Genomic DNA, 24,839 nt, shown 5'->3' on the forward strand with positions numbered 1-24,839 from the left:
TGGCGGTGAGGGAGGGATTCGAACCCTCGATACGTTGCCGTATACACACTTTCCAGGCGTGCTCCTTCAGCCTCTCGGACACCTCACCGTTTTTCTAAATCTGTTGTGGAGTAGGGAATAAAAACCTGCTCTGCAACGGGGCGCTACTATAGGGAAAATAGCGTCTAACGTCAACTCCCTATTTATCCTTTTTCCGACTTTTGTTGCTGTTTAGCTAAATAAAAAACAATTTGATTATTATCTAATCTTAAATGTTATCAGCTAAGGTAAATAATACGTTTAATGTTAATTTGAAACGGCAAGTCGTGAAGATAAAAAGCGTTAGCTAGTTAACAAAATTCTGATTGAATACAGTGTATCGGCTTGATTAACTTGAAAAGAAATGCCATTCGGCACACTCTGTTAGAAACTAAAGAGGAGTTGCCATGAATATTTTATTTTACCATCCATTTTTTGATTCAAAACAGTGGATTGAGGGCATGAAAGCGCGATTACCCCAAGTGAATATTCGCCAATGGGAAAAAGGGGATAACCAAAGTGCAGATTACGCTATGGTTTGGTTACCGCCTTATGAATGTCTCGCTGGTCGCAGTGATTTAAAAGGTATTTTCGCGTTAGGTGCGGGTGTGGATGCTATTTTAAAGCAAGAACAAGACAAACCTGGGACCTTACCGGCAGGCGTTCCTGTAATGCGTTTGGAAGACACTGGAATGGCGATTCAAATGGAAGAATACGCTTGTGCAAAAGTGTTAAGCTACTTTCGTCGTATGGATGAGTACCGCCAATTACAATCACAGCGACAATGGAAGCAATTACCAGCCTACCAACACGAAGACTTTGTCATTGGTGTTATGGGAGCAGGGGCATTAGGGCAAGCGGTTGCAAAACGCTTAGTCAGCTTTGGTTTTCATGTAAGAACATGGAGTCGCTCTGAAAAACAACTTGATAACGTAAAAAGCTATTTTGGTAATGACCAATTAGCTAGCTTTCTTTCTGGAACCCGTGTGATTATTAATCTTCTGCCAAGCACGCCAGAAACGGTGGGAATTTTAAACCAGCAACTATTTAGCCAATTAGAGCAAGGGGCATATGTTATCAACCTTGCACGTGGTGCTCATCTGATTGAGCAAGATTTGCTTTTAGCGCTTGAATCAGGGCAAGTTGCAGGTGCTGCGCTTGATGTTTTTGCGAGTGAACCGTTATCGCAAATGCACCCGTTCTGGACGCATCCACGCATCGCTATCACGCCCCATGTTGCCGCCTTTACAAAACCGAAAGAAGCCATGGATATGATTGTCAGTAATATCCAGCGCATCGAAGCTGGCCAAGCTCCTATTGGTGTGGTTGATATGCAACGCGGTTATTAGTCACTTCTTTGTTGCGAGTGGTCTTTATGAACACTCGCAATCATCACCCCTAATATCTTTCCTATTTTTTCGATATACTGAAAGTAACTGCTTCGGTCACGAGGTGTGACTACTGAATCTGAAAAATAGGATAATATATGAACGAATTTTCAATCGTCTGCCGTATTTTGGGGACACTATTTCAACGTAGTCCCTCTGATAGCCTCGTAAAGCCGCTTATTGATATGATTGCTCAAGATAAATTAAAAGGATCATGGCCATTGGAGCAAGATGAATTATGGTCGCGCATGGCAAAAGATCTCGATATCAATGCGGTTAATGCGGATTACCAAGCCCTGTTTGTAGGTGAATCCCCAGCAGTTTCAATGCTAGCGAATGATTACGATTCTGAAATTACAGAAGCAGAAGTTCGCGAATTTTTAACTGTGAGAGGAATGTCCCTGACGAATGCACCTGCGGATGCTTTTGGTGCGTTACTACTCGCGGCTTCTTGGTTGGAAGACCAAGCGGCAGAAGATGAAACAGCCGCCCAAGAAGAATTATTTGATAGCTATATTCTTAGCTGGTATGGCAGCTTTTTAGGTAAAGTTGAAGCGCATGCTACAACCACGTTCTATCGTACTTTAGCTCAAATTACGCGTGATGCAGTTATTGCTCTGCGTGATGAGCTTGACTCAGAAACCGAATAGCTGTGACGCCGTCACTTTTTTATGATGATGTTACTTATGTTTTAGTCAGCGGTATTGATTAATAATTTTGTTTGAAGATTGAATAAGTTAGAAAGGCAACAGACTTTTTGTTGCCTTTCATGCTTTTATCAATCGAAATAATTTATGGTTAAAATTAATCAACTAATGGAATGACCAGTTTGCCCGGTTTGATTTCAAGACCTTTAGCGAGTTTCTTCGCAGTTGCTTCAGCAGCACCATTATCTGGATTTAACACATAAACAGGCTGAGTTTCAAAGAAAGTTTCAAGGGAACTATTTAAGTAAGGAATAACAGCTGACATTGCCGTATCCATATTTTCGGGTGTTACCTTGTAACTGCTAATATTTAACTCTTTTAAGTAAATTGAGCCGGTTTTGGCGTCAAAATAAGGACGAGCAGTGAGGGTCAGGTTAATTTGTGCTTCTGCTTTACCAATCAGCGAGTCTAATTTAACGCTTGCATCCCCTGTCAACGCGACTTTTCCAGGCTCACTGCGGCCGATTTCTGATTTTAAATTAGCGAGTTGAATATCCGCATCAGCAAAGCCAGTAATGCCGACCTTGTGGTCATATTTTACTTTATTAGCAAGATAATCATTAATTTGTGATTCACTAATACTAAACTCAGATAATTGACTACAACCCGATAAGAGAGTGAGAAAGCCCACCATAGCGGCGATTATAAACTTCTTCATAAAGACTCCTTTTACAGTAATACCGCTAGTTTAGCGCATTACTGCCCACTCAACATGACTGTTTCAATTTTTTTACGGTTAAATTGCTTATGCAGTGCCCATAAAGTGATAAAACCGATGATCCCTAATAAGAACCAAGGTAATTGTGGCATATTCCATTGGTGGCCAATATCGTACATCCAGCCGCCACCGGTGTAACCGACAGCTCCGCCTAAAGCAAGGCCTAAGCGGCTAAAGCCCATATAGCTCCCTCTGGCTCTTGGGTCAGCAAGTGATGCGCTTAGTGTTTCTCTAGCGGGGTCGGCAGTCACAGTACCTAAATAAAATAGGCAAATAAGGGCAAATAGCGTGTTGAGTGAGGTTGTCATGCCAATTGGAAACATGCTGAGACTCATTAAAAATAGCCCGGCCATGAGCCGTTGCTCAAGGCGAAAATGTTTTTCGCTCCAACGAGCAATAGGGTAAAGCAATGTTAAGGATATCGCTGCTTCAATCGCATACATCCATTTGACGGCAGTTGGCGTCCCTGCTAACTCATTGACAACAATAGGAAACATAAGCATCACTTGTACTGACAACATAAAATAGCCAGCTAAAGTGACTACATAAGTCACAAAGCGTTTGTCTTTTAGTACGCGGCCCATACCTTCTTTAATAGGGGTTCTGATGGTTGATATTCGATAAGCAGGTAACAACCAAGCATTACAGATAGCAGCAATAATAAAAACAGCAGCGCCAACCCAGCAGACATAATGGAAGTCATATTGTAATAACCAACTACCAATCAACGCGCCAATAACGGCTCCAGCACTGTCTTGCATTAAGAGTAAAGAATAAAAACGGCCGCGTTCATAAGGGCGAGTTAATTTAATAACTAATGCGGTTCGTGGGGGATCAAACAAGGTTCCACCCAGTGCAGAAAGGACGCAAGATAACCATAAAACCCAAGGGTCATGGGCCACTGCCATCACTGCAAAACCACTGGCACGTAATAGCATTCCAATAACAATCATGGGTTTCGCACCAAACCGGTCAGCGATAGCACCGCCAAAGATACCTAAACCCTGTTGAACAAACTGACGAAGCCCTAAGGCAAAACCCACCACCACGGCGGCCCAACCCAGTTGATCAACAAAACGAATGGAAATAAGCGGAAAAACAACAAAAAAGCCGAGGACAACCAACATGTTGTCAAGCAAAAGGAAATACTTACCAAGGCTTCTTGCCCGTGACACCTGCGCCATGAGACACCATCAGAAAAATAGCAAAGAGGGAATGATGCTTAAAATTAGTTATTAATAATATCAGTATATTGAGGTTTGATAGATGATATTTTTTTATCGATAAATATTCGTCATACTTCACTCTGTGACGGTGTTGACTGCGTTCGGCTCCTTGGGTCACATACTTGAGTATGCTCCCCAAGCTATCCTCTCTGGTCGCCTAGTCACAGAGCGAATTATTTAGAATATTGATAGGGGGCCATACTTCACTTTGTGACGGTGTTGACTGCGTTTGGCTCCTTGGGTCACATACTTGAGTATGCTTCACAATGAAGGCATCTAGTGATGTATTCATATTTTAATTTATGTAACATATTTTTCGTGAATGAATTGTAAGCTACACTTTAACGTTCTAAGTTATTGGCTTGGAACTAAAGAAAATATCTGGCTTTTTATTAATTAAGGGTTAACGATGTTTGGTTATCGTTCAAATGTACCGAAAGTGCGTCTTGTCACTGATAGAATGGTTATTCGTTTGACTTACGAACGTGATAATTATCGACTAGCTGATTATTACAGTCTGAACAAAGACTTTTTAATTCCGTGGGAACCCATCAGGGACAACTCTCATTACCAGCCCGCTGGCTGGCATAATCGGTTACAAGTCATGAATGAAATGCATCGAGAAGGAAGTGCTTTCCATTTCTTACTATTAGATAAAGAAGAAAACGAAGTTATGGGGGTAGCGAACTTTAGTAATGTATTGCGCGGCTCATTTTATGCCTGTTACTTAGGCTATTCACTAGGTGAAAAATGGCAAGGACAAGGTCTAATGTATGAAGCGCTAACCCAAGCGATTCGTTATATGCAACAACACCAAAAAATGCACCGAATTATGGCAAATTATATGCCTCATAATATGCGTAGTGGTCATTTATTGACTAAGCTTGGCTTTGAACGTGAAGGCTATGCAAAGCAATACTTACAAATTAATGGTGAGTGGCGTGACCATGTATTGACGGCATTGACAGATAACACTTGGGCGCTGAATAAAGCCTAAATTCCTAATTTACTTTTCAATCGTAGTCAGTTGCAGCGCTCGCTGTTAAACTGATGCGATTGTATTCTTTTAGTCTATCAATCATGAATTTATTAAAATCGTTGGCGGCAGTAAGCTCCATGACCATGATGTCTCGTGTGCTTGGGTTTATTCGCGACGCCATTATCGCTCGAGTTTTTGGTGCAGGAGCCGCGGCGGACGCCTTTTTTGTCGCATTTAAGCTACCGAATCTTTTACGTCGAATTTTTGCCGAAGGTGCATTTTCACAAGCTTTTGTCCCAATATTGGCGGAATACAAAAATCAGCAGGGAGAAGAGGCCACTCGTACATTTGTCGCTTATATTGCTGGGATGCTAACCCTTGCTTTGGCGATTGTAACTATCCTTGGTATGATTGCTGCCCCTTGGATCATTTATGTCACCGCACCTGGATTTACTGACGATGCTGACAAATTTGCGCTGACGACAGATCTTTTACGAGTCACATTCCCTTATATTTTTCTGATCTCTCTGGCCTCTCTCGCTGGGGCTATCCTGAATACTTGGAACCGTTTCTCAGTCCCTGCATTCGCGCCAACATTGCTCAATGTCAGTATGATCATTTTTGCTGCTTTTGCAGCCCCATACTTTAACCCACCCATAATGTCATTAGCATGGGCAGTGCTGGTTGGCGGTGTTTTGCAACTGGTCTATCAGCTACCACACCTTAAAAAGGTGGGCATGTTAGTGCTACCGCGCTTATCATTTCGTGATAGTGGGGTTTGGCGTGTAATGAAAATGATGGGTCCCGCTATTATCGGGGTTTCTGTCGCGCAAATTTCTTTGATTATCAATACGATATTTGCCTCTTTTTTACAATCTGGTTCAGTATCATGGATGTACTACGCCGATAGGCTAATGGAGTTACCATCAGGGGTACTTGGAGTAGCTCTTGGAACGATTTTATTGCCATCACTTGCGAAAAGCTTTACGAGTGGCAACCAAAACGAATATCGTCACTTGATGGATTGGGGGCTACGCCTTTGTCTGCTACTGGCACTACCTTGTGCGTTAGGGTTGGCGATACTCTCTGAAGCATTAACCGTATCTTTATTCCAATACGGTAATTTTACGGCGCATGACTCACTTATGACACAATATGCCTTAATTGCCTATTGTGTCGGGTTAACTGGGATGATTTTGGTGAAAATTTTGGCACCAGGTTTTTATTCACGCCAAGATATTCGTACCCCAGTGAAAATTGCGATTGTCACGTTAATCTTAACGCAACTGATGAATTTAGCCTTTATTGGGCCATTACAACATGCAGGTTTAGCTTTATCCATTGGGTTAGCTGCCTGTTTTAATGCGGGAGTTCTCTATTGGCAATTGCGCAAGCAAGATATTTTTCAGCCTTTAGCGGGCTGGAAAGGGTTTATCGTTAAACTATTGATAGCGTTAATTGTAATGGGTGCCGTGCTATTTGGTGTCTTACATTTTATGCCGTCTTGGCAAGAAGGTAATATGCTGATGCGTATGCTACGTTTGATAGGCGTCGTGATTGTTGGTGCGGGAAGTTATTTTGTTGCTTTATACGTGCTCGGGTTCCGCCCTCGTGATTTTATGAAACGCAGTATTGCCTAATTAATAAGTATGTCAATGACCTTAAAAGCCCAATTTTAATGAGGAGAGCTCATAAAATTGGGCTTTTTTATCTATGTAATCTACGTAGTTAAGGTGCCAACAGGCATAAATTCTTTCCCTTCAATTTCTAATTATCTACTCAAATTTATTCTCTTTATAACTGAATTATTAATTTCAAAATTATTTCATGAAATTTCAATTAATTGTTTTCATTGATAAAAATAATATTCAGCTCTATTTCTGGGGTATATTTACTGGGTTGTTGTGACAGCAATTAATTTCAGGGGAGTATTCAATTTATTGAATATTACTTGTTGACCGATGTCAACGGAATGGCTATGTTATGTATCAAGGAGGTCGATGAAAAAACACCCAAATAAGCATGTTCAGGCAGCTATTGAATATGCGATAGAAAATGGCTGGGTCTGGGTTACAGCAGGAAACTCATCACATACTTTCTGCAAGTTACGCTGTGGTAACGCAGTGGGTGAACACAAAACACATATGATGAGTGTCTGGTCAACGCCAAAAGTTATGGAAGTGCATGCTAAACAGATAATACGTAAAGTGAATCACTGCATTGCTCTTTTAGGTTAATCCAAGCGGCTTAGGCCGCTTATTTATGTAAGATGGGGAAATTATGGCGCTATTTACTTTCACATTAACACTATCGGGTGTGACTGCTGATACGGAAGGCTTAGTTGATACCTTATTCGCCGCAGGCTGTTGCGATGCATTGGTGTGCTTTTATGGTAAATCGGTTTATTTAGAATTTGATAGGGAAGCGGAATCTTTTGATCTTGCAATTGAAACTGCGATTACAGATGTTGAAAGTACATCGCTGAATATAAAAGTGGAATCTATTGATTCCGCTTTGGTTGGGTTAAGTGATATTGCAGAATTGACAGGGCTAACCCGTCAAGCAGTGGCTTTGCTGAAAGATGGGGCTCGAGGTAAAGGCCATTTCCCTACACCCGTACAACGTTTGAAAGGGACATCCCCGTTATGGGACTGGGCGAGTGTTGCTGATTGGCTACAACAGAATAACCGTTTGTCGAATAACCCTGAACTTTATGAACAAGCAAAAATACTTTGTAAATGGAACTTAGTACTCCGTAATTGCGCAAATGAATATATCGATGAATTACAAAAACGAACAACAAAGTTAGCGAAACAGCGCAAACAAAAACGGCTCACCAAAGTGAACCGTTAATAGACTATTTATTGATTTGAATTACATTCTTTCAACGGTTTCAATGCCCAGAGTATCTAAGCCCGTTTTTAGAGTTTTTTGAGTTAATGCAGCCAATTTCAAGCGACTTTGGCGCTGGGCTTCGTCATCGGCTGACAAGATAGGGCAGTGCTCATAAAAGCCTGAGAATAAACCAGCTAGTTCATATAAATAAGCACACATCACATGAGGTGTACCATCACGAGCGACAGTTAGAATGGTTTCTTCAAACTGTAACAAACGTGTCGCAAGCGCAATTTCACGTGGGTCTTGTAATGAAATAGGCAGAGTTAAGTCTGCATGGGTTAAATTGGCTTTCTTGAAAATAGAAGCCACTCGAGTATACGCATACTGCATATACGGAGCGGTATTTCCTTCGAAAGCTAACATGTTGTCCCAATCGAAAATATAATCTGTCGTTCTGTTTTTGGACAAGTCAGCGTATTTAACGGCGCCAATACCGACAACATTTGCGACATTGAGCAATTCATCTTCAGGCATATCTGGGTTTTTCTCACGGATCAGCGCTTGAGCACGTTCAACCGCTTCATCCAGTAAGTCTGATAAACGAACGGTACCACCTGTACGAGTCTTAAATGGTTTGCCATCTTTACCTAGCATCATACCGAACATGTGGTGCTCAAGTGCCATTGATTCAGGGATATAACCTGCTTTACGGACGATGGTCCATGCTTGCATTAAATGTTGATGTTGACGAGAGTCAATATAGTAAAGTGAGCGGTCAGCATGAAGGGTTTCATAACGGTATTTCGCACAGGCAATATCAGTTGTTGTGTACAAGAAGCCACCATCTTTTTTCTGGACGATCACGCCCATTGGTTCGCCTTCTTTATTTTTAAATTCGTCGAGAAAAACAACCGTCGCGCCTTCACTCTCGACAGCTAAACCTTTGGCTTTTAAGTCTGCAACAATACCGGGTAGCATACTGTTATATAAGCTTTCGCCCATCACGTCATCTTCGGTTAAAGTGACATTTAAACGGCGATAGGTTTCTTGGTTTTGCTGCATAGTGATATCTACTAATTTGCGCCACATTTGACGACAATATTCATCACCGGATTGCAGTTTCACAACGTAGCCACGAGCGCGGACTGCGAATTCTTCATCTTCGTCGTAGTGTTTTTTGGCTTCGCGATAAAATTCTTCGAGGTCGGCAAGTGCCATATCGGTGGCATCTTCATTTTGAACTTTCTCAAGATAGGCAATTAACATACCAAATTGCGTACCCCAATCACCGACGTGGTTGGCACGGATGACTTTATGACCAATAAATTCTTGAGTGCGTGCCGCAGCATCACCAATAATGGTGGAGCGTAAGTGGCCTACGTGCATTTGTTTCGCGACATTAGGCGCAGAATAGTCAATGACAATCGTTTCAGGCTTGACGGGCGCGATGCCTAAGCGCTGGGAAGCCAATGCATCTTCAACATGCTTTTCAACCCAAGCTGGCTCAAGGAAAATATTAATAAAGCCGGGGCCTGCAATTTCAACTTTGCTGGCAATCCCTTCCAAATCTAAGTGATTAACAAGCTGTTCAGCCAGTTGTCGCGGAGCTATCCCTATCTTTTTAGCAGCGCCCATCACTCCATTGGCTTGGTAATCACCAAACTGAGCTTTAGCGGATTGACGCACAAGTGCATCACTGTCTTCTGGAGCACCCGCTGCTAACATCGCAGCACTAATTTTATCTGAAAGAATCGCCTGAATATTCACCGAATTACCTTAAATTACGAACATAGTTACCGCATTGTGCCATCACATGCGCATAACTAAAAGGTGGAAGAGAAAAATCGGCAGGTTTTATACCACATTTTGGGGCTCTCATGCTACAGTCTGCGCCACTGTTTAGCAGATAAGTTTTTGTAAAGGGGGTGTTAAGTGCCACAGTTTAGCAAAATTTCGCAATTACAAGATTTATGGGATGACCTACCTATATTCATAGGTAAATTACAACAGATGGCGCAAGAGATAAACGTATTATTGTCATCCTTTCCGATTGACCATATTTCAGTGCGTTGTCATCATATTGCAACTGCAGAACGTTGGCACCAAGGGTTAATGCAATGTGCCCAACTTTTATCTGATAATATAATTAATGGCCGACCGATTCGTTTATATGAGCTAAGTGAGCCATTAAATATCGAGGGTCAAGATGTATTTATCATTGAGTTGCCTTTTCCAAAGGACAAAATTTACTCGAAAGAAAGTTGGGAACACATCGAAATGGTAATAGATGTTGAGCCGAATCAGCTAGAAACCGCGGCATTGCAGTTATTACCTGAACCTTTACCCCAAGGGTATAGCATTAAAATGAGCCAACCCAAAGGGCAGCAAGAAAGGTTGCCAAATCCAACATTAGCAGTGTCAAATGGTGAGATAACAGTTAAATACCATCCATTCCCGCTAAAAAAGATAATTGAAAGTGAAAAATAAGTGATGTAATTAACGTTATTGATCAATAGTACCCGTTAACTTTTGGCGGTGTGATATCTATCCGATAACATTTTTTGATAAATGGCATTATTAGGCGAATTGTTAACGTTTGACATTAAATCTTTCATTATTTTTTGGGCACATAAAGCCAGTGTTTTATTGCTCTATTTCGGAGGTTGTCATGGCAAAACTGGAAATCTGTTGTTTCGGAATTGAATGTGCCCAAGTGGCTCAAGAATATGGTGCAGATCGTATCGAACTGTGCTCTGGCGCCGCTGATGGTGGTCTGACACCCAGTTATGGTTACCTGAAATTAGCGAAAGAGAAACTACATATTCCAGTTCATCCTATTATTCGTCCTCGTGGTGGCGATTTTTGCTATAACATCAGTGAGTTTGATGTGATCCGTGAAGATTTAATCATGATTAAGGAAATGGGCTTTTCAGGCGCCGTTATCGGTATATTGGATAGCGAAGGGCGTATTGATATCAACAGGATGCAAACGTTGATGGAAATAGCTCAAGGGATGAATATTACTTTCCACCGCGCATTTGATATGTGTATTAACCCATCGTTAGCTTTAGAACAATTAAAGGAACTCGGCGTGGCTCGCATTTTAACTTCTGGGCAGCAACAAAGCGCGGAGTTGGGCTTACCTCTCTTGAAAGAGTTACAAGAAAAAAGCCAGCAAATCAATGGCCCACAAATTATGGCGGGTGCGGGCGTACGTTTAGCTAACCTCAGTAAATTCATGGAAATCGGTTTATCTGAGGTACACAGTTCCGCAGGGAAAACGGTACCATCAACAATGAGTTACCGCAAAGTAGGCGTTACAATGGCTTCTAATAGCGAAACCGATGAATTTACTCACTATTGTGTGGACGGCCCTACAGTAGAAGCGATGAAGGACTTTATTTCTATTACAGAAAAAGTTTCCGTTTAATTGCCGCTAGCCATAATACGCAGCTTTACTATTTACCTGCACGGCTTTGATATGGAAATTTTAAATAGATTGTTATTCACTAAGGAAAATCAATTAGTTGGTTTTTCTTAGTGTTTATTAGCTACCATGCAGTTAATTATTGCTAAAATAGTCGATAGAAATACTAATAATATGATTTATTTATCATTAATAGCTTAATTATTGCTTGTGTTGATGCATGTCAATTAACCACTTTTTTTATAAGGCTACTATCTAATTACTATAAGAATACTAAGTAATTCAATTTATAATAATTAATAAGGTAGCAATGTAATGATCAATAAAATCAGGGAAAAAGCGCTGAGTAGGCGACAGTTTATCCAAACTTCTGCCTCTATCGCTACAACAACGGCTATCGCCAGCTCCATCTCACTACCTTTTTCCGCTCAAGCAACACCAACCATCACAATTCAACCAGATGAAGTCAGTGAAAAAATCAAATACAGCGCATGCTTAGTTAATTGTGGCAGTCGTTGCCCACTTAAAGTACATGTGAAAGATGACGTCATTACTCGTATATCGAATGAAACCATGTATGACGACACTCAGTTTGGTTTACATCAAATACGTCCTTGTTTGAGAGGGCGCTCTGTTCGCTGGAAAACCTATAACCCAGACCGCTTGAAATACCCATTATTACGTACAGGTAAACGGGGAGAAGGCAAGTTTAAACGGATCAGTTGGGATGAAGCGACGACGATAGTGGCACAAAAATTGCGCTCAACTATTGATACATATGGCAATGAAGCGATTTACTATCAGTATGGTTCAGGATCTACCGGTGCTAATTTACAAGGACGTAATGCTTGCAAGCGGTTATTAAGCCAATTAGGTGGGTTTCTTGACCAACATGGAACCTACTCAACCGCACAAATAAACGGTGTTATTCCGTATGTTTATGGCAAGTTGGATGATTCGCTGTTATCTGAAATAGCCAATAGCGATTTAGTCGTCATGTTTGGCCATAATATCGCGGAAACACGGATGTCCGGTGGTGGGCAATTCTACGAAACCTTAAAAGCGTTGGAAAAAAGCCAAGCTAAAGTCATTATTATTGACCCACGTCGTACTGATAGCGTGACAACACTAGGTGCTGAATGGATCCCGATTTATCCGGGCACTGACGGTGCGCTTGTCGCTGCGATTATCCATACATTAATTAAAGAACAATTAACGGATGAAGCCTTTTTAGCTCAATACTGTGTGGGTTGGGATAGTCAGACACTCCCTGAGTCCGCACCAAAAAATGGTTCCTATAAGGATTATATTTTAGGGCTCGGTGATGATGGTATTGAAAAAACGCCGCAGTGGGCTAGCCAAATTACAGGCGTCTCACCAGCTCGTATTATTCAACTGGCTCGTGAGCTGGGTAATGCAAAAGCCGCGTGGATTTCTCAAGGTTGGGGGTTACAAAGAACGGCATCAGGTGAACAAGCTGCACGGGCTGTGATGATGTTACCCATTGTCACGGGACATATTGGACGCCCAGGAACGAATGCTGGGGGATGGGGAGGAAACGTAGCGTATTCTGTGCCAGGTTTTGCTATTCCTAACCCAGTTAAAACCAAAATTCCGTGTTTTATGTGGACAGATGCGATAGCGCGCGGTACCGAAATGACCGCGACAAACTCGACACTGCTCGGTAAAGAACGACTTGAAACCAATGTGAAATTTTTATGGCACTATGCGAGTAATGTCACGGGTAACCAACATTCTGACTTAAATAAAACCCACAAAATTCTAACGGATGAGTCCCTATGTGAATTTATTTTGGTTTGGGATACGCATATGACGCCATCGACTAAATATGCGGATTTAATTTTACCTGATGTGACCAGTGTTGAATCGAATGATTTAATTAATAACTCGTATGCCAGTGGTGCTTACCATTATGCTATCCGCCTACAAAATGCGATTACGCCATTATGGGAATGTCGCCAATCTTATGATGTTTTAACTGATATCGCTGAAAAACTGGGTATTAAAGACCAATTTACCGAAGGCCGTACACATGAGCAGTGGATAGAACATTGCTATAACTTGATGCGAGAAAAAAATCCACATTTGCCAACGTTCGAAGAAACGAATGACATGGGAATTGTTGATAGAAAATTGGCGAATAGTGCAGATTATATTGCTTTAAAACCATTCAGAGATTCACCTGAAACCTCACCATTACCAACACCATCGGGTAAAATTGAAATTTATTCAGAAAGGCTCGCTAAGATAGCGAAAGAGTGGGATTACCCTGCTGACCAGCGAATACCTGCTGTGCCTGAATATTGTGTGAATACTGAAGGCGTTGAAAATAAGCAAGCTAAACAAAAATACCCGCTGCAAATGACTGGCTATCACGATAAAGGCCATGCGCATTCTTCATATTTTAATATTGCGATGCTACGCGAAGCCGTTCCGCACCAGTATTGGATTAACCCAATTGATGCGTCTGCTCGTGGTATTCAAGATGGTGATGTGACTGAAATTTTCAATGACCGTGGATGTATGCATATTAAAGCAAAAGTGACAGAACGCGTATTACCCGGTGTGATTGCAGTTCCGCAAGGTGCTTGGCGAGAAGTCAATGAAGAGGGGGTCGATATTGGTGGCTGTATTAATACACTCACCACACAGCAGCCTTCCGCTCTCGTTAAAGGAAATCCGCAACATACTAACTTAGTTGACGTGAAACGTGCATAAGGAGTGACGAATGAAACAGTATGGTTTTTATTTTGACTCAACAAAATGCACAGGTTGTAAAACGTGTCAGGTGAGTTGTAAGGATGAAAAGGACCTTGATTTAGGGCCTAAATTCCGTCGGGTATACGAGTTTGGTGGTGGAAGTTGGCAACAGCAAGAGGGGATATGGCAACAGAATATTTATAGTTACTATCTATCAATTTCCTGTAATCATTGTTCTAACCCTACCTGTGTTGCAGGTTGCCCAACCGGTGCAATGCATAAACGTGAACAAGATGGGTTAGTAGTAGTAGACCAAACCATTTGTGTCGGGTGCCGTTACTGCGAACTACGTTGTCCATACGGCGCACCACAGTATGACGAAAAGAAAAAATTGATGAGTAAATGCGATGGGTGCTATGAGCGGGTCGAAAAAGGGATGAAACCTGTTTGTGTTGAATCTTGTCCACAACGCGCATTGGACTTTGACGATATCAACATTCTTCGCGAGCGCCATGGCAATATTAGTGGGATTGCCCCCATGCCAAACCCAGCTCTTACTAATCCTAATATTGTCATTAAGCCGCACAAGGATGCTAAACCTTGCGGTGACAAGAGCGGTAAATTACAAAACCCAGCAGAGGTATAACATGCACGAACTTCCACTCGTTTTTTTCACCGTATTGGGGCAGTCGGCAGCAGGTTTATATTTATTGGTATATGCGAGCCGAAAACTGGGCATGTTGAGCGAAACCCAATTGCGTCATTCCAATATAGCGGCATTTGTCATTATGATCATTGCGCTAGCCATCGGTGGGCTACACGTTGGGCAGCCTCTGCGCTTCTTTAATATGCTTTTAGGTGTAGGCCGTTCACCAATGAGTAATGAAGCTTTGCTTAGTGGTATTTTTGTTGCTTTTGGGGCTGCAACTTTATTATTCACCTTGTTTATTAAAAATAAAGCGCTGAGTGAACTGTGTAATGTTGCCACGGTTATTTTTGGTTTGGCATTCGTCTGGTCAATTCCTCAAGTGTATAATATTGCGACGGTAGCCAATTGGTTTACTGTTTTCACAACAGTACAAATGTGGATGACTCTGTTAATTGCTGGTGGCGCATTGGCTATTCTATTCGGTGCTCAGCGGTTAGGGGCGATGGCATTTTTGATTGGTTCAATTATTATTTTTGCCACTCGTGCCGCTTATGTGTCATTTTTAGGCGAAACAGGACCAGAGATTAGCGCTGAACAAGCTGGTTTTTGGAGCTTCCAGTTAGTCGTATTAGCGGTGATGCTGTTCGTTTATCCGGCTCTGTTATATCGCGGAAGAAACTCATCTGTAATATTAGGCTTATGTGCGCTAGCCGTTATTTTAGCGGAGTTAGCTGGCCGAATTGCCTTTTATAATTTATGGCAAATAACAATGTAATATCTTGATAAAAATGAAATAAAATGCCTACGGCGTAATTGCCATAGGCATTTTTTTATGGTTTACGAGCAACTAAAATAGCGCGTAATGGTGCAGGGTAGCCCTCGATAGTTTTGGTTTTATCATTAGGGTCTAAAAATTCAGCCAATGAATCTGTTTTCATCCATTGTGTACGGCGTTGCTCTTCCAAAGAGGTCACTTCTTGGTCAACAATCCGGACATCAACAAAACCACATTTTTCTAACCAAACTTTGAGCATTTTAGCGGAGGGAATAAAATAGACATTACGCATTTGAGCATAACGGTCACCGGGGATCAAACACTGAAATTCATCCCCCTCAATAACTAGACTCTCTAAAACCAATTCACCTTCGCTCACTAATTGGTTCTTAAGTTGCCACAAATGGTCAAGAGGTGAACGGCGGTGATAAAGTACACCCATTGAAAACACAGTATCAAATGCCTTTAACTCTGGCAGTTGTTCGATACCTAAAGGCAATAAGTGCGCACGTTGGTCATCGCCCAATAATTTTCTCACCGCCTCAAATTGGCATAAAAATAATTCAGTTGGGTCGATACCGACAACAAATTTGGCATCTTGCCCTAACATACGCCACATGTGATAGCCACTGCCGCAACCGACATCTAAGACATAACGGTCCTTTAGTGATGAAATATGGGGTAATACGCGATCCCATTTCCAGTCAGAACGCCATTCGGTATCAATATTCACACCATAGAGAGAAAAAGGGCCTTTACGCCATGGCATTAATTGTTCAAGAATATTATTCAGGCGCCGAGTTTCACCGGCTGTGAGCTCGGGTTCACGTGTAGCAGTCACGCTGTTGCGTAAATCTAAATCAGTTGGGACCATTACAGGTAGGTTATCTAGCATTTTTTCCCATGAAGAAAAACCACCGTGTAACCCTTGTTTTTTCCATGCTGAAAGTTGTGCCGGAAGCGTTTCAAGCCAATGACTTAGGGGGCTAACCGCAATTTGTTGGTAAAAACGACCAAAATCAATCATGCTTAGGCCTCTTTAACCGCTAACAGTGAACCAAAATTAAAACACTGGAACCAAACTTCACAGTGAGTAAAACCTGCATTTTTTAAACGCGCTTTATGTGCTTCAACAGAATCTGTGAGCATCACGTTTTCTAACATGCTACGTTTTTGGCTGATTTCTAATTCGCTATAGCCATTCGCCCGTTTGAAGTCGTGATGCATATTGAATAATAACTCACCGATTTCTTTATCTTCGAAGTTAAATTTCTCAGAAAGGACTAAAATACCGCCGGGTTGTAGCCCTTGATAAATTTTACTGAGTAATAATTGGCGATCTTCTGGGTTGAGAAACTGCAAAGTAAAATTGAGCACAACCATAGAGGCGTTTTCAATATTTACATCACGAATATCACCTTCTATAACTTCAACCGGTGTGTCAGCACGATAGGCATCAATATGGCGGCGGCAACGTTCAACCATTGCAGGGGAGTTATCAACAGCAATAATTTTGCTTTTTTCTACTGTAATATTACGCCTTATCGATAAGGTTGCTGCACCTAAAGAGCAGCCTAAATCGTAAACATGGCTGTTGGGTTTGACAAAGCGACCCGCTAGCATGCCAATCATCGTAATAATATTAGAGTACCCTGGCACGGAGCGTTGGATCATATCAGGGAATACTTCAGCAACTTTTTCATCGAATTGCCAGTCACCAAGGTTAGCGATAGGCGCAGAGAAAAGGCGGTCTTTTGAGGTTGGATCCGAGTTTGACATAAGTTCTGTATTAATCAAAAACAAAAGTAGGGAAGGATTGTATCAGAAAGGCAGTCTACTGAAAATCAATCCATAAGCAATGAAATAATGAGCGGCACATTAATAATTCGTGCCGTTACAGAGAATAAAAACTAAAGATTAAATGAAACGATTTGTAGCCAAGGTAGGTAATAAGTATTGGCGATAACCATCAGCGCCATAGCAAGGTAAGTTGCTACCATGCCTGAACGGCGATATGAGTAATCGTGATTTTTTAAACCATAAGAGTGCAGTATTCGCCCTGCAATTAAGATCAAGCCACAAATATGAATCATCCACACTTGTGCGCCATTCATTTCCATTAAAAGCAATAAAATTAAAGAGATGGGAATGTATTCGATGGCATTACCATGAACGCGGATTGCGGTTTGCAACTCATAAAAACCGCCATCACCATAAGCTATACGGTATTGATTACGCAGCTTCACAACATTTAAGGATAATCTAAGCAGCAGTAAGGCACCCAGTACAGCGTACAAAGAGCTGACCATTTTTTACTCCACCATAAAACGAATCAAACTATGAAAACACCTAAAAATATAAGTTATAGTAATGGGTATTAACAATATTTGGTGAATTGTAAATCCTAAAAAGCCGTTCGACAAATGAAATCACAACTTTTTTAAGTAATCATATATGCTTTATTGAATTAATCCGTCTTTTTTTAATTGTGACAGAATGGTCACTGCCGTGCTTGAGCAGCGAGGTAAATCGTTAATGCTAAACCAATCCAATTCGGCAATCTCAGCAGCAGGATGGGGTTCGCCTCTATAGTCCGCAAAGTAGCAACGAATACGGACTTGCGTTCCATCTGATTTTCCATCAGCAGGGCCAATAAACTCGCCATAAAACCGGATAGAACTGATAACTAAGTCGAGTTTTAATTCTTCGGCAATCTCACGGCAGAGTGCTTGTACATCCGTCTCACCTTGTTCGCGTTTTCCACCGGGTATATAAAACAAACTTTTATTATGGGAACGCACCATCGCAATTTTGTGATCTGATAGGGTGATTAACCCAAGCTTATCGATGATTTTAACACTCATAATAGGGTCACTCTATTATTTACTGATGATAAAATAATTATGGTTATAAGTGAGTCATTAAGTAAACTGATAAAATTACTTAATGACTTAAATTAAATTTTTAAATGCTATTTCTTTTCAACGATTTTTATCAATTCATAACGAATACTTGGGGCATCAGCCGGTGGGTTAGGTACATCGAATTGCTTCACTTGTACAGTATAAGAGAAGCCTGGTTGATATTCGAAGCCTTGAATTGAGCTATAAAAAAGTTGCCAGTCATCACTTGGGTTTTCTTTCACTTTCATACACTTCATTGGGGCAACGCCCATACAATCAGCAAGTGAAGAATCAATATAAAAAGTTTTTGTATTATCAGTCTCTGCGGGTTTCATGTTTTGGCATCCAGCAAGTAGTACGAACATGGAAGTGGCAAGTATAATTTTTTTCATGGGTAGTCCTTAAACTGCAGATGGTGATTAATTCAGCGTTATATCTATATATTGCGATTATAGCAAACTGAAAAAGGTAACGATTCTGAAATAGAAAGATTAATGATTAAAGAGGTATTTATTAATCAATAATTGAATTGGAATGCATTAAGTGGTGATTTTTTACTCAAAAAGGCTTCGAGCTGATGAAATAAACCTTTGCTGCAATATGTACATGGTGCGGATAGTCCCTTAAAATCGATAGGATCATCGTGATAGACGTCTATCTCGCTATTCAATTTTATTATTGTTGATTAGTAAAACAATAATTGATGAAAATATGATTAAAAACAAAATGGTTTACGCGTTATGTAGAATACGTAACTATTTGTCTAACAGAATTTCCTGTATAATGTCTGCCTTTTTGACATTCTGAATTTTCAGCCCGTGTTTCGCAAATAAATAGGGTTCAGCAAAATGCCAAAATCCCGCAGCAAGCAAAAGCACAACAGCTGAGTAAAAGGATATTGTATGCGTACTAATTATTGTGGGCAGTTAAACATCGCTCACGAAGGCCAAAAGGTCACTCTTAGTGGATGGGTAAACCGCCGCCGCGATTTAGGTGGTTTGATTTTTATCGATATGCGTGACCGTGAAGGTATCGTGCAAGTTTTCTTCGATCCCGATCGTAAAGACATATTTGAAAAAGCGTCAGAGCTGCGTAATGAGTTCTGTATCCAAATCACAGGGACAGTACGCGCACGTCCAGATAGCCAAAAAAATAAAGACATGGCAACGGGCGAAATTGAAGTTTTTGCTGAAGAACTGAATGTTTTTAATAAGTCAGAGCCACTGCCGTTAGATAGCAACCAAACAAATACAGAAGAGCGTCGTTTAAAATATCGTTATTTAGATTTACGTCGCCCAGAGATGTCTGACCGTCTGCGTACGCGTGCTAAAATCACCAGCTTTGTTCGTAACTTTATGGATAAAGAAGGGTTCTTGGACGTTGAAACGCCAATGCTAACCAAAGCAACGCCAGAAGGTGCTCGTGACTATTTAGTACCAAGCCGTGTTCATAAAGGTAAATTTTACGCATTACCGCAATCACCACAATTATTTAAGCAATTGCTGATGATGTCAGGTTTTGACCGTTATTATCAAATCGTAAAATGCTTCCGTGATGAAGACCTACGTGCGGACCGTCAACCTGAATTCACCCAAATCGATGTTGAAACCTCGTTCATGACCGCAGAGCAAGTGCGTGAAATTATGGAACGTATGATCCGTAATTTATGGTTAGAGGTAAAAGGGGTTGATTTAGGCAACTTCCCAATCATGACCTTTGCGGAAGCTATGCGTCGTTATGGTTCAGATAAACCAGACTTACGTAACCCAATGGAGCTGGTGGATGTTGCGGATATCGTAAAAGATGTTGAATTTGCGGTGTTCTCAGGCCCAGCAAACGACCCGAAAGGTCGTGTTGCGGCTCTGAAAGTCCCCGGTGGCGCAGTTATGACCCGTAAACAAATCGACGAATATGGTCAATTTGTTGGTATTTATGGTGCGAAAGGCTTGGCTTGGATGAAAGTCAACGAGCGAGCTAAAGGCCTTGACGGTATTCAAAGTCCAGTTGCAAAATTCTTGAGTGAAGACGTGATTAACCAGTTATTAGACCGTACTGGTGCCGTTGATGGCGATATCTTGTTATTCGGCGCGGGCGCGAAAAATGTGGTGACCGATTCAATGGGTGCGCTACGCTTGAAAGTCGGTCGTGACTTTGAATTAACCGATTTAAATAGCTGGCAGCCACTGTGGGTGATTGATTTCCCAATGTTTGAAGATAATGGTGAAGGCGGGTTAACTGCGATGCACCATCCATTTACGTCTCCTAAAGATTTCTCACCTGAAGAACTGGCGAGTAAACCTGAAGAAGCCGTTGCTAATGCGTATGATATGGTCATCAATGGCTACGAAGTTGGCGGTGGTTCAGTCCGTATTCACCGCAACGAAATGCAACAAACAGTATTTAGTATTTTAGGTATTAATGAAGAAGACCAACGCGAAAAATTTGGCTTCTTATTAGATGCATTGAAATATGGTACACCACCACATGCAGGCTTAGCATTTGGTCTTGACCGTTTAGTGATGCTGTTAACAGGAACTGATAATATTCGTGATGTTATTGCTTTCCCGAAAACAACAGCGGCCGCGTGTCTAATGACGAATGCACCGAGCCATGCTAACCCGGATGCATTAACGGAACTTGCTATCGCTGTGGTTGCGAAAGACGAAGAGTAAGTTCAATGAAAAAATATAAGCACCCAGAATCAGTATTAGTCATTATTGTGGCTCAAAATAGTGGACGGGTGCTTATGTTACGACGTAAAGACGACCCAGACTTTTGGCAATCAGTGACTGGAAGTTTGGAGCCTGATGAAAAACCGTATGAAACGGCGTGTCGTGAAATTAAAGAAGAAACAGGTTTTGAGGTTGATCAAAACCAGCTGCAAGATTTGTCGCACAGTATCATCTTTGAAATTTTCCCACATTTCAGGCATCGTTATGCACCCGATGTTACGCATTGCAAAGAACATTGGTTTAAAATGGTGCAAAGTGAAGAAAAAATGCCATTACTGACGGAACACAGCGAATATCGTTGGCTAGCACCAGATGAAGCGGCGAGCTTAACGAAATCCTGGAGCAACAGTCAGGCTATTTTAGAATTTGCTGTTTAATTATTTATTGACGTTTTTTGGAGATATTTCATGGCAGGTCATAGTAAATGGGCCAACACCAAACACCGTAAAGCGGCACAAGATGCTAAGCGCGGTAAAATTTTCACTAAAATTATCCGTGAATTAGTGACTGCAGCGCGTTTAGGTGGTGGTGATCCCGCAACAAACCCACGTTTACGTGCAGCGGTAGATAAAGCATTATCTAACAACATGACTCGTGACACCTTAAACCGTGCTATCGCTCGTGGTGTGGGTAATGATGATAACGATAATATGGAAACCATCATTTATGAAGGTTATGGCCCAGGCGGAACGGCTGTTATGGTTGAATGTTTAAGTGATAACCGTAACCGCACTGTTTCTGAAGTGCGTCATGCATTTACTAAAACTGGTGGTAACTTGGGGACAGACGGCTCTGTTTCTTACTTATTTACTAAACGCGGCGTAATCACTTATGCGCCTGGTGTTGATGAAGATGCGATCATGGAAGCGGCATTAGAAGCGGGTGCTGATGATGTTGAAACTTATGATGATGGCGCAATCGATGTTTACACAACGCCAGAAACTTTTGGTGAAGTGAAAGATGCATTAGATGCTGCGGGTTTCACCAGTGAAGCTGCAGAAGTCTCAATGATCCCATCAACTAAAGCCGAGTTAGATGCAGAAACAGCGCCTAAATTGTTACGTCTTATCGATATGTTAGAAGATTCAGACGACGTTCAGGAAGTTTACCACAATGGTGATATTTCTGACGAAGTCGCTGCCACACTGTAAGTTGTGAGGCACTAAATGGCGGCCTAGTCATTTAGCATAATCCGCGTAGAGAAAGCGGGCTGATGCAGCCTGTTTTCTCTAACGCCTTCGATGCTTTCCTTCCTTTTATTCGCTATACTTGGCTAAGTATCAGTGCCATAACTCGCCTTTATTATCACTATTCTGAATGTTGGATTTGATATTCAAATAGCTATTTGATTGAAATTGATAGTATTATGAAGCTTATTAGAACAACATGATTAATATAAAGAGGCATAAGTAAATTTATATGGCGATTATTTTAGGTATTGACCCTGGCTCTCGTGTTACGGGGTACGGTGTTATTCGCCAACAAGGCCGGCAACTACTGTATTTAGGTAGTGGGTGTATTCGTACACAAGTTGATGATTTACCAAGTCGTCTGCAACGAATTTACGCGGGCGTCTCGGAAATTATCACTCAATATCAACCGGATATATTATCCATTGAACAAGTCTTTATGGCGAAGAATGCGGATTCAGCATTAAAACTTGGGCAAGCTCGGGGAGTTGCGATTGTCGCCGCTGCAAACATGAATATACCCGTATTTGAATATGCGGCTCGTCAGGTTAAACAAACAGTTGTAGGCACAGGAGCCGCAGAAAAAAGCCAAGTACAACATATGGTTAAATCGATTCTGAAGTTGTCAGCGAGTCCACAATCTGATGCGGCAGATGCTTTGGCAATTGCGATAACACATTGCCATTTCAATCAAAACCTTTTAAAAGTTGGCGACCCACGGTTAGTTTTAACTCGAGGTCGTTTAAGATAGCGAGTTTATCTTAAACAGAATTGCTTATTAATAAATAGCGCGTAGCTGGATATGCATCCAGCATTTTTTATGGTATAAACAACAGTATTAATGATAATAAATCAACCTGTTCAGGGTTTAGATAGTATGTTCAGGGTTTAGATAGCAATAGAGGGCTTCAATGTGATAGGTCGTTTACGTGGTATTGTTTTAGAAAAGCAACCTCCAATCGTATTATTAGAACTACAAGGTGTTGGTTATGAAGTCCATATGCCAATGACTTGTTTCTATGAGTTGCCCGAAATTGGTCAAGAAGCGATTGTGTTCACTCACTTTGTTGTTCGTGAAGATGCTCAATTACTATATGGGTTTAATGATAAGCAAGAAAGGGCGCTATTTAAAGAGCTGATCAAAGTAAATGGTGTTGGCCCCAAATTAGCCCTCGCAATTTTATCCGGTATGTCTGCTCAACAATTTGTGTCCGCTATTGAACAAGAAGCTATAGCATCACTGGTTAAATTACCTGGAATTGGTAAGAAAACCGCAGAACGTTTAGTGGTCGAAATGAAAGACCGCTTCAAAGGCCTCAATGGGGATTTATTTAATCAAAATAGCGATATTAATCTGCCAAGTGTAAATAGCAAAGTACCAAATATGGCTGATATCGAAGCGGAAGCCGCAGCCGCACTGATTGCTTTAGGGTATAAACCACAAGAAGCAAGCCGTATGGTGAGTAAAGTCGCAAAACCGGATAGTGACTCTGAAACACTGATCCGTGATGCCCTTCGTGCAGCACTTTGATTGAGAGATTTTTAATATGATTGAAGCCGATCGCCTAATAACTGCTGAAGTATTACAGTCAGATGAAGAAGCTATTGACCGTGCGATCAGGCCAAAGCTATTGAATGAGTATATTGGTCAGCCTCAGGTTAAAGACCAAATGGAGATATTTATTCAGGCAGCGAAAATGCGAGGCGATGCACTTGATCACCTACTCATTTTTGGCCCTCCAGGGCTAGGTAAAACAACGTTGGCAGGGATTGTTGCGAATGAATTAGGCGTTAATCTACGTACAACCTCAGGGCCTGTATTAGAAAAGGCCGGCGATTTAGCTGCCATGTTAACTAATTTAGAGCCCCATGATGTCCTATTTATTGATGAAATTCATCGATTATCCCCAGTTGTTGAGGAAATACTTTATCCCGCAATGGAAGATTATCAGCTAGATATCATGATAGGCGAAGGGCCCGCAGCGCGCTCTATTAAAATTGATCTCCCTCCTTTCACGTTAATTGGTGCAACGACTCGGGCAGGGTCGCTCACATCACCATTACGTGACCGGTTTGGTATTGTGCAACGTTTAGAATTTTATCAAGTTGACGATTTACAACATATTGTCAAACGTAGTGCCCAATACATGGGGTTAGATATCACCGAAGAAGGGGCCTTACAGGTTGCTATGCGTTCGAGGGGAACTCCACGTATCACCAACCGTTTGTTACGTCGTGTGCGGGATTTTGCTCAAGTGAAAGGTGATGGTTCAATTGATGGGCTAATAGCTAACCAAGCTTTAGACATGTTAAATGTGGATGCTGCTGGTTTCGATTATTTAGATAGAAAGCTTTTAGTTGCTATTATTGATAAATTTATGGGTGGCCCAGTCGGGGTTGATAACCTTGCAGCAGCTATCGGGGAAGAGCGTGAAACCATAGAAGATGTATTAGAACCTTATCTTATCCAGCAAGGTTTTATTCAGCGCACTCCTCGAGGCCGAATGGCGACAGTTCATGCATATAACCACTTTGGTTTAACCCCTAAAGAAATTTGATTATATAAAA

At 41.4% G+C, this 24,839-nt stretch carries 25 protein-coding genes and 1 tRNA gene; 17 read left to right on the forward strand and 9 right to left on the reverse strand.

Annotation, left to right across the window (positions count from 1 at the left end):
- Positions 1-88: transfer RNA gene (locus tag PR834_RS11505), tRNA-Ser, on the reverse strand.
- A gap of 337 nt (positions 89-425) precedes the next feature.
- On the opposite strand from PR834_RS11505, the gene ghrA reads away from it, so the two are divergent.
- Together ghrA and PR834_RS11515 are read left to right on the forward strand one after the other, a co-directional pair.
- The gene (gene ghrA, locus PR834_RS11510) at positions 426-1,367 is read left to right on the forward strand and encodes a glyoxylate/hydroxypyruvate reductase GhrA (protein ID WP_004255104.1); all 942 of its coding nucleotides are present in this window, start codon (positions 426-428) and stop codon (positions 1,365-1,367) included.
- Positions 1,368-1,504: 137 nt separating this feature from the next.
- Positions 1,505-2,056 carry a TorD/DmsD family molecular chaperone gene (locus tag PR834_RS11515; protein ID WP_096864844.1) on the forward strand — a complete coding sequence of 184 codons (552 nt, stop codon included), beginning with the start codon at positions 1,505-1,507 and terminating at the stop codon, positions 2,054-2,056.
- A 154-nt stretch (positions 2,057-2,210) separates the two neighbouring features.
- Here PR834_RS11515 and PR834_RS11520 read toward each other — a convergent pair whose 3' ends face one another.
- Together PR834_RS11520 and mdtH are read right to left on the reverse strand one after the other, a co-directional pair.
- Positions 2,211-2,771 (reverse strand): lipoprotein, encoded by a 561-nt coding sequence (locus PR834_RS11520; RefSeq protein ID WP_094962528.1) that lies wholly within the window; start codon positions 2,769-2,771, stop codon positions 2,211-2,213.
- Between the two features lie 38 nt (positions 2,772-2,809).
- Positions 2,810-4,015: a multidrug efflux MFS transporter MdtH gene (gene mdtH / locus PR834_RS11525; RefSeq protein ID WP_004255096.1), complete on the reverse strand. Its 1,206-nt coding sequence runs from the start codon at positions 4,013-4,015 to the stop codon at positions 2,810-2,812.
- Positions 4,016-4,466: 451 nt separating this feature from the next.
- Here mdtH and rimJ point away from each other — a divergent pair, with 451 nt between their 5' ends.
- The 4 genes from rimJ (at position 4,467) to PR834_RS11545 (ending at position 7,889) form a co-directional block, all read left to right on the forward strand.
- Positions 4,467-5,054 (forward strand): ribosomal protein S5-alanine N-acetyltransferase, encoded by a 588-nt coding sequence (gene rimJ / locus PR834_RS11530; protein ID WP_094962953.1) that lies wholly within the window; start codon positions 4,467-4,469, stop codon positions 5,052-5,054.
- An 83-nt stretch (positions 5,055-5,137) separates the two neighbouring features.
- Positions 5,138-6,676 (forward strand): murein biosynthesis integral membrane protein MurJ, encoded by a 1,539-nt coding sequence (gene murJ, locus PR834_RS11535; RefSeq protein WP_094962954.1) that lies wholly within the window; start codon positions 5,138-5,140, stop codon positions 6,674-6,676.
- Between the two features lie 360 nt (positions 6,677-7,036).
- A complete protein-coding gene (locus tag PR834_RS11540; RefSeq protein WP_004255083.1) occupies positions 7,037-7,273 on the forward strand; it encodes a hypothetical protein in 237 nt (78 codons plus the stop codon).
- Between the two features lie 43 nt (positions 7,274-7,316).
- Positions 7,317-7,889 (forward strand): helix-turn-helix transcriptional regulator, encoded by a 573-nt coding sequence (locus tag PR834_RS11545; RefSeq protein WP_004255079.1) that lies wholly within the window; start codon positions 7,317-7,319, stop codon positions 7,887-7,889.
- 21 nt (positions 7,890-7,910) lie between these two features.
- On the opposite strand, the gene argS is transcribed toward PR834_RS11545, so the two are convergent.
- Positions 7,911-9,641 (reverse strand): arginine--tRNA ligase, encoded by a 1,731-nt coding sequence (gene argS, locus PR834_RS11550; RefSeq protein ID WP_272536667.1) that lies wholly within the window; start codon positions 9,639-9,641, stop codon positions 7,911-7,913.
- A 165-nt stretch (positions 9,642-9,806) separates the two neighbouring features.
- On the opposite strand from argS, the gene PR834_RS11555 reads away from it, so the two are divergent.
- The 5 genes from PR834_RS11555 (at position 9,807) to PR834_RS11575 (ending at position 15,446) form a co-directional block, all read left to right on the forward strand.
- Positions 9,807-10,361, forward strand: coding sequence for a VOC family protein (locus tag PR834_RS11555; RefSeq protein WP_272536668.1), 555 nt, complete (start codon positions 9,807-9,809; stop codon positions 10,359-10,361).
- Between the two features lie 181 nt (positions 10,362-10,542).
- The gene (gene cutC, locus PR834_RS11560; protein ID WP_196724817.1) at positions 10,543-11,304 is read left to right on the forward strand and encodes a copper homeostasis protein CutC; all 762 of its coding nucleotides are present in this window, start codon (positions 10,543-10,545) and stop codon (positions 11,302-11,304) included.
- A 312-nt stretch (positions 11,305-11,616) separates the two neighbouring features.
- Positions 11,617-14,040 carry a DMSO/selenate family reductase complex A subunit gene (locus PR834_RS11565; RefSeq protein WP_136134773.1) on the forward strand — a complete coding sequence of 808 codons (2,424 nt, stop codon included), beginning with the start codon at positions 11,617-11,619 and terminating at the stop codon, positions 14,038-14,040.
- A gap of 10 nt (positions 14,041-14,050) precedes the next feature.
- Complete coding sequence (locus tag PR834_RS11570) at positions 14,051-14,668, forward strand: DMSO/selenate family reductase complex B subunit (RefSeq protein WP_196724819.1); 618 nt, start codon at positions 14,051-14,053, stop codon at positions 14,666-14,668.
- 1 nt (position 14,669) lies between these two features.
- Positions 14,670-15,446 (forward strand): dimethyl sulfoxide reductase anchor subunit family protein, encoded by a 777-nt coding sequence (locus PR834_RS11575; RefSeq protein ID WP_196724820.1) that lies wholly within the window; start codon positions 14,670-14,672, stop codon positions 15,444-15,446.
- A 55-nt stretch (positions 15,447-15,501) separates the two neighbouring features.
- Here the strand turns inward: PR834_RS11575 and cmoB are convergent, their stop codons facing one another.
- From cmoB to PR834_RS11600, 5 genes are all read right to left on the reverse strand, one after another.
- Positions 15,502-16,473: a tRNA 5-methoxyuridine(34)/uridine 5-oxyacetic acid(34) synthase CmoB gene (gene cmoB, locus PR834_RS11580; RefSeq protein ID WP_094962962.1), complete on the reverse strand. Its 972-nt coding sequence runs from the start codon at positions 16,471-16,473 to the stop codon at positions 15,502-15,504.
- 2 nt (positions 16,474-16,475) lie between these two features.
- Entirely contained in the window at positions 16,476-17,225 is a 750-nt protein-coding gene (gene cmoA / locus PR834_RS11585) for a carboxy-S-adenosyl-L-methionine synthase CmoA (RefSeq protein WP_004255051.1), read from the reverse strand.
- A 131-nt stretch (positions 17,226-17,356) separates the two neighbouring features.
- Positions 17,357-17,755 carry an MAPEG family protein gene (locus tag PR834_RS11590; protein WP_004255048.1) on the reverse strand — a complete coding sequence of 133 codons (399 nt, stop codon included), beginning with the start codon at positions 17,753-17,755 and terminating at the stop codon, positions 17,357-17,359.
- Positions 17,756-17,905: 150 nt separating this feature from the next.
- Complete coding sequence (locus PR834_RS11595) at positions 17,906-18,310, reverse strand: NUDIX hydrolase (RefSeq protein WP_004255045.1); 405 nt, start codon at positions 18,308-18,310, stop codon at positions 17,906-17,908.
- Between the two features lie 107 nt (positions 18,311-18,417).
- Positions 18,418-18,741 carry a DUF4377 domain-containing protein gene (locus PR834_RS11600; protein ID WP_110591669.1) on the reverse strand — a complete coding sequence of 108 codons (324 nt, stop codon included), beginning with the start codon at positions 18,739-18,741 and terminating at the stop codon, positions 18,418-18,420.
- Positions 18,742-19,251: 510 nt separating this feature from the next.
- Between PR834_RS11600 and aspS the strand changes: the two genes are divergently transcribed.
- The 6 genes from aspS (at position 19,252) to ruvB (ending at position 24,829) form a co-directional block, all read left to right on the forward strand.
- Positions 19,252-21,021, forward strand: a complete 1,770-nt coding sequence (gene aspS / locus PR834_RS11605; RefSeq protein WP_196724821.1) for an aspartate--tRNA ligase — start codon at positions 19,252-19,254, stop codon at positions 21,019-21,021.
- Positions 21,022-21,026: 5 nt separating this feature from the next.
- On the forward strand, positions 21,027-21,458 hold the full coding sequence (gene nudB / locus PR834_RS11610; RefSeq protein ID WP_181489651.1) for a dihydroneopterin triphosphate diphosphatase: 432 nt from the start codon (positions 21,027-21,029) through the stop codon (positions 21,456-21,458).
- 30 nt (positions 21,459-21,488) lie between these two features.
- The gene (locus tag PR834_RS11615; RefSeq protein WP_004255032.1) at positions 21,489-22,232 is read left to right on the forward strand and encodes a YebC/PmpR family DNA-binding transcriptional regulator; all 744 of its coding nucleotides are present in this window, start codon (positions 21,489-21,491) and stop codon (positions 22,230-22,232) included.
- A 268-nt stretch (positions 22,233-22,500) separates the two neighbouring features.
- On the forward strand, positions 22,501-23,022 hold the full coding sequence (ruvC, locus tag PR834_RS11620) for a crossover junction endodeoxyribonuclease RuvC (protein WP_004255028.1): 522 nt from the start codon (positions 22,501-22,503) through the stop codon (positions 23,020-23,022).
- Between the two features lie 162 nt (positions 23,023-23,184).
- A complete protein-coding gene (gene ruvA / locus PR834_RS11625; RefSeq protein WP_004255023.1) occupies positions 23,185-23,802 on the forward strand; it encodes a Holliday junction branch migration protein RuvA in 618 nt (205 codons plus the stop codon).
- 16 nt (positions 23,803-23,818) lie between these two features.
- Positions 23,819-24,829: a Holliday junction branch migration DNA helicase RuvB gene (gene ruvB, locus PR834_RS11630; RefSeq protein ID WP_004255021.1), complete on the forward strand. Its 1,011-nt coding sequence runs from the start codon at positions 23,819-23,821 to the stop codon at positions 24,827-24,829.
- The last annotated feature ends 10 nt before the right edge of the window (positions 24,830-24,839 follow it).

The organism is Providencia sp. PROV182 (genome assembly GCF_028480325.1).
GTDB lineage: Bacteria > Pseudomonadota > Gammaproteobacteria > Enterobacterales > Enterobacteriaceae > Providencia > Providencia hangzhouensis.

What these genes read in the sequence shown, in the direction of transcription:
- PR834_RS11595 (WP_004255045.1), bottom strand. Translation starts at nt 18,310, where the DNA reads ATGAGTGTTAAAATCATCGATAAGCTTGGGTTAATCACCCTATCAGAT.
- ruvC (WP_004255028.1), top strand. Translation starts at nt 22,501, where the DNA reads ATGGCGATTATTTTAGGTATTGACCCTGGCTCTCGTGTTACGGGGTAC.
- cmoB (WP_094962962.1), bottom strand. Translation starts at nt 16,473, where the DNA reads ATGATTGATTTTGGTCGTTTTTACCAACAAATTGCGGTTAGCCCCCTA.
- cutC (WP_196724817.1), top strand. Translation starts at nt 10,543, where the DNA reads ATGGCAAAACTGGAAATCTGTTGTTTCGGAATTGAATGTGCCCAAGTG.
- PR834_RS11540 (WP_004255083.1), top strand. Translation starts at nt 7,037, where the DNA reads ATGAAAAAACACCCAAATAAGCATGTTCAGGCAGCTATTGAATATGCG.
- aspS (WP_196724821.1), top strand. Translation starts at nt 19,252, where the DNA reads ATGCGTACTAATTATTGTGGGCAGTTAAACATCGCTCACGAAGGCCAA.
- ruvB (WP_004255021.1), top strand. Translation starts at nt 23,819, where the DNA reads ATGATTGAAGCCGATCGCCTAATAACTGCTGAAGTATTACAGTCAGAT.
- PR834_RS11570 (WP_196724819.1), top strand. Translation starts at nt 14,051, where the DNA reads ATGAAACAGTATGGTTTTTATTTTGACTCAACAAAATGCACAGGTTGT.
- rimJ (WP_094962953.1), top strand. Translation starts at nt 4,467, where the DNA reads ATGTTTGGTTATCGTTCAAATGTACCGAAAGTGCGTCTTGTCACTGAT.
- PR834_RS11565 (WP_136134773.1), top strand. Translation starts at nt 11,617, where the DNA reads ATGATCAATAAAATCAGGGAAAAAGCGCTGAGTAGGCGACAGTTTATC.
- mdtH (WP_004255096.1), bottom strand. Translation starts at nt 4,015, where the DNA reads ATGGCGCAGGTGTCACGGGCAAGAAGCCTTGGTAAGTATTTCCTTTTG.
- PR834_RS11600 (WP_110591669.1), bottom strand. Translation starts at nt 18,741, where the DNA reads ATGAAAAAAATTATACTTGCCACTTCCATGTTCGTACTACTTGCTGGA.
- PR834_RS11615 (WP_004255032.1), top strand. Translation starts at nt 21,489, where the DNA reads ATGGCAGGTCATAGTAAATGGGCCAACACCAAACACCGTAAAGCGGCA.
- cmoA (WP_004255051.1), bottom strand. Translation starts at nt 17,225, where the DNA reads ATGTCAAACTCGGATCCAACCTCAAAAGACCGCCTTTTCTCTGCGCCT.
- nudB (WP_181489651.1), top strand. Translation starts at nt 21,027, where the DNA reads ATGAAAAAATATAAGCACCCAGAATCAGTATTAGTCATTATTGTGGCT.
- PR834_RS11520 (WP_094962528.1), bottom strand. Translation starts at nt 2,771, where the DNA reads ATGAAGAAGTTTATAATCGCCGCTATGGTGGGCTTTCTCACTCTCTTA.
- PR834_RS11575 (WP_196724820.1), top strand. Translation starts at nt 14,670, where the DNA reads ATGCACGAACTTCCACTCGTTTTTTTCACCGTATTGGGGCAGTCGGCA.
- PR834_RS11590 (WP_004255048.1), bottom strand. Translation starts at nt 17,755, where the DNA reads ATGGTCAGCTCTTTGTACGCTGTACTGGGTGCCTTACTGCTGCTTAGA.
- PR834_RS11515 (WP_096864844.1), top strand. Translation starts at nt 1,505, where the DNA reads ATGAACGAATTTTCAATCGTCTGCCGTATTTTGGGGACACTATTTCAA.
- murJ (WP_094962954.1), top strand. Translation starts at nt 5,138, where the DNA reads ATGAATTTATTAAAATCGTTGGCGGCAGTAAGCTCCATGACCATGATG.
- PR834_RS11545 (WP_004255079.1), top strand. Translation starts at nt 7,317, where the DNA reads ATGGCGCTATTTACTTTCACATTAACACTATCGGGTGTGACTGCTGAT.
- ghrA (WP_004255104.1), top strand. Translation starts at nt 426, where the DNA reads ATGAATATTTTATTTTACCATCCATTTTTTGATTCAAAACAGTGGATT.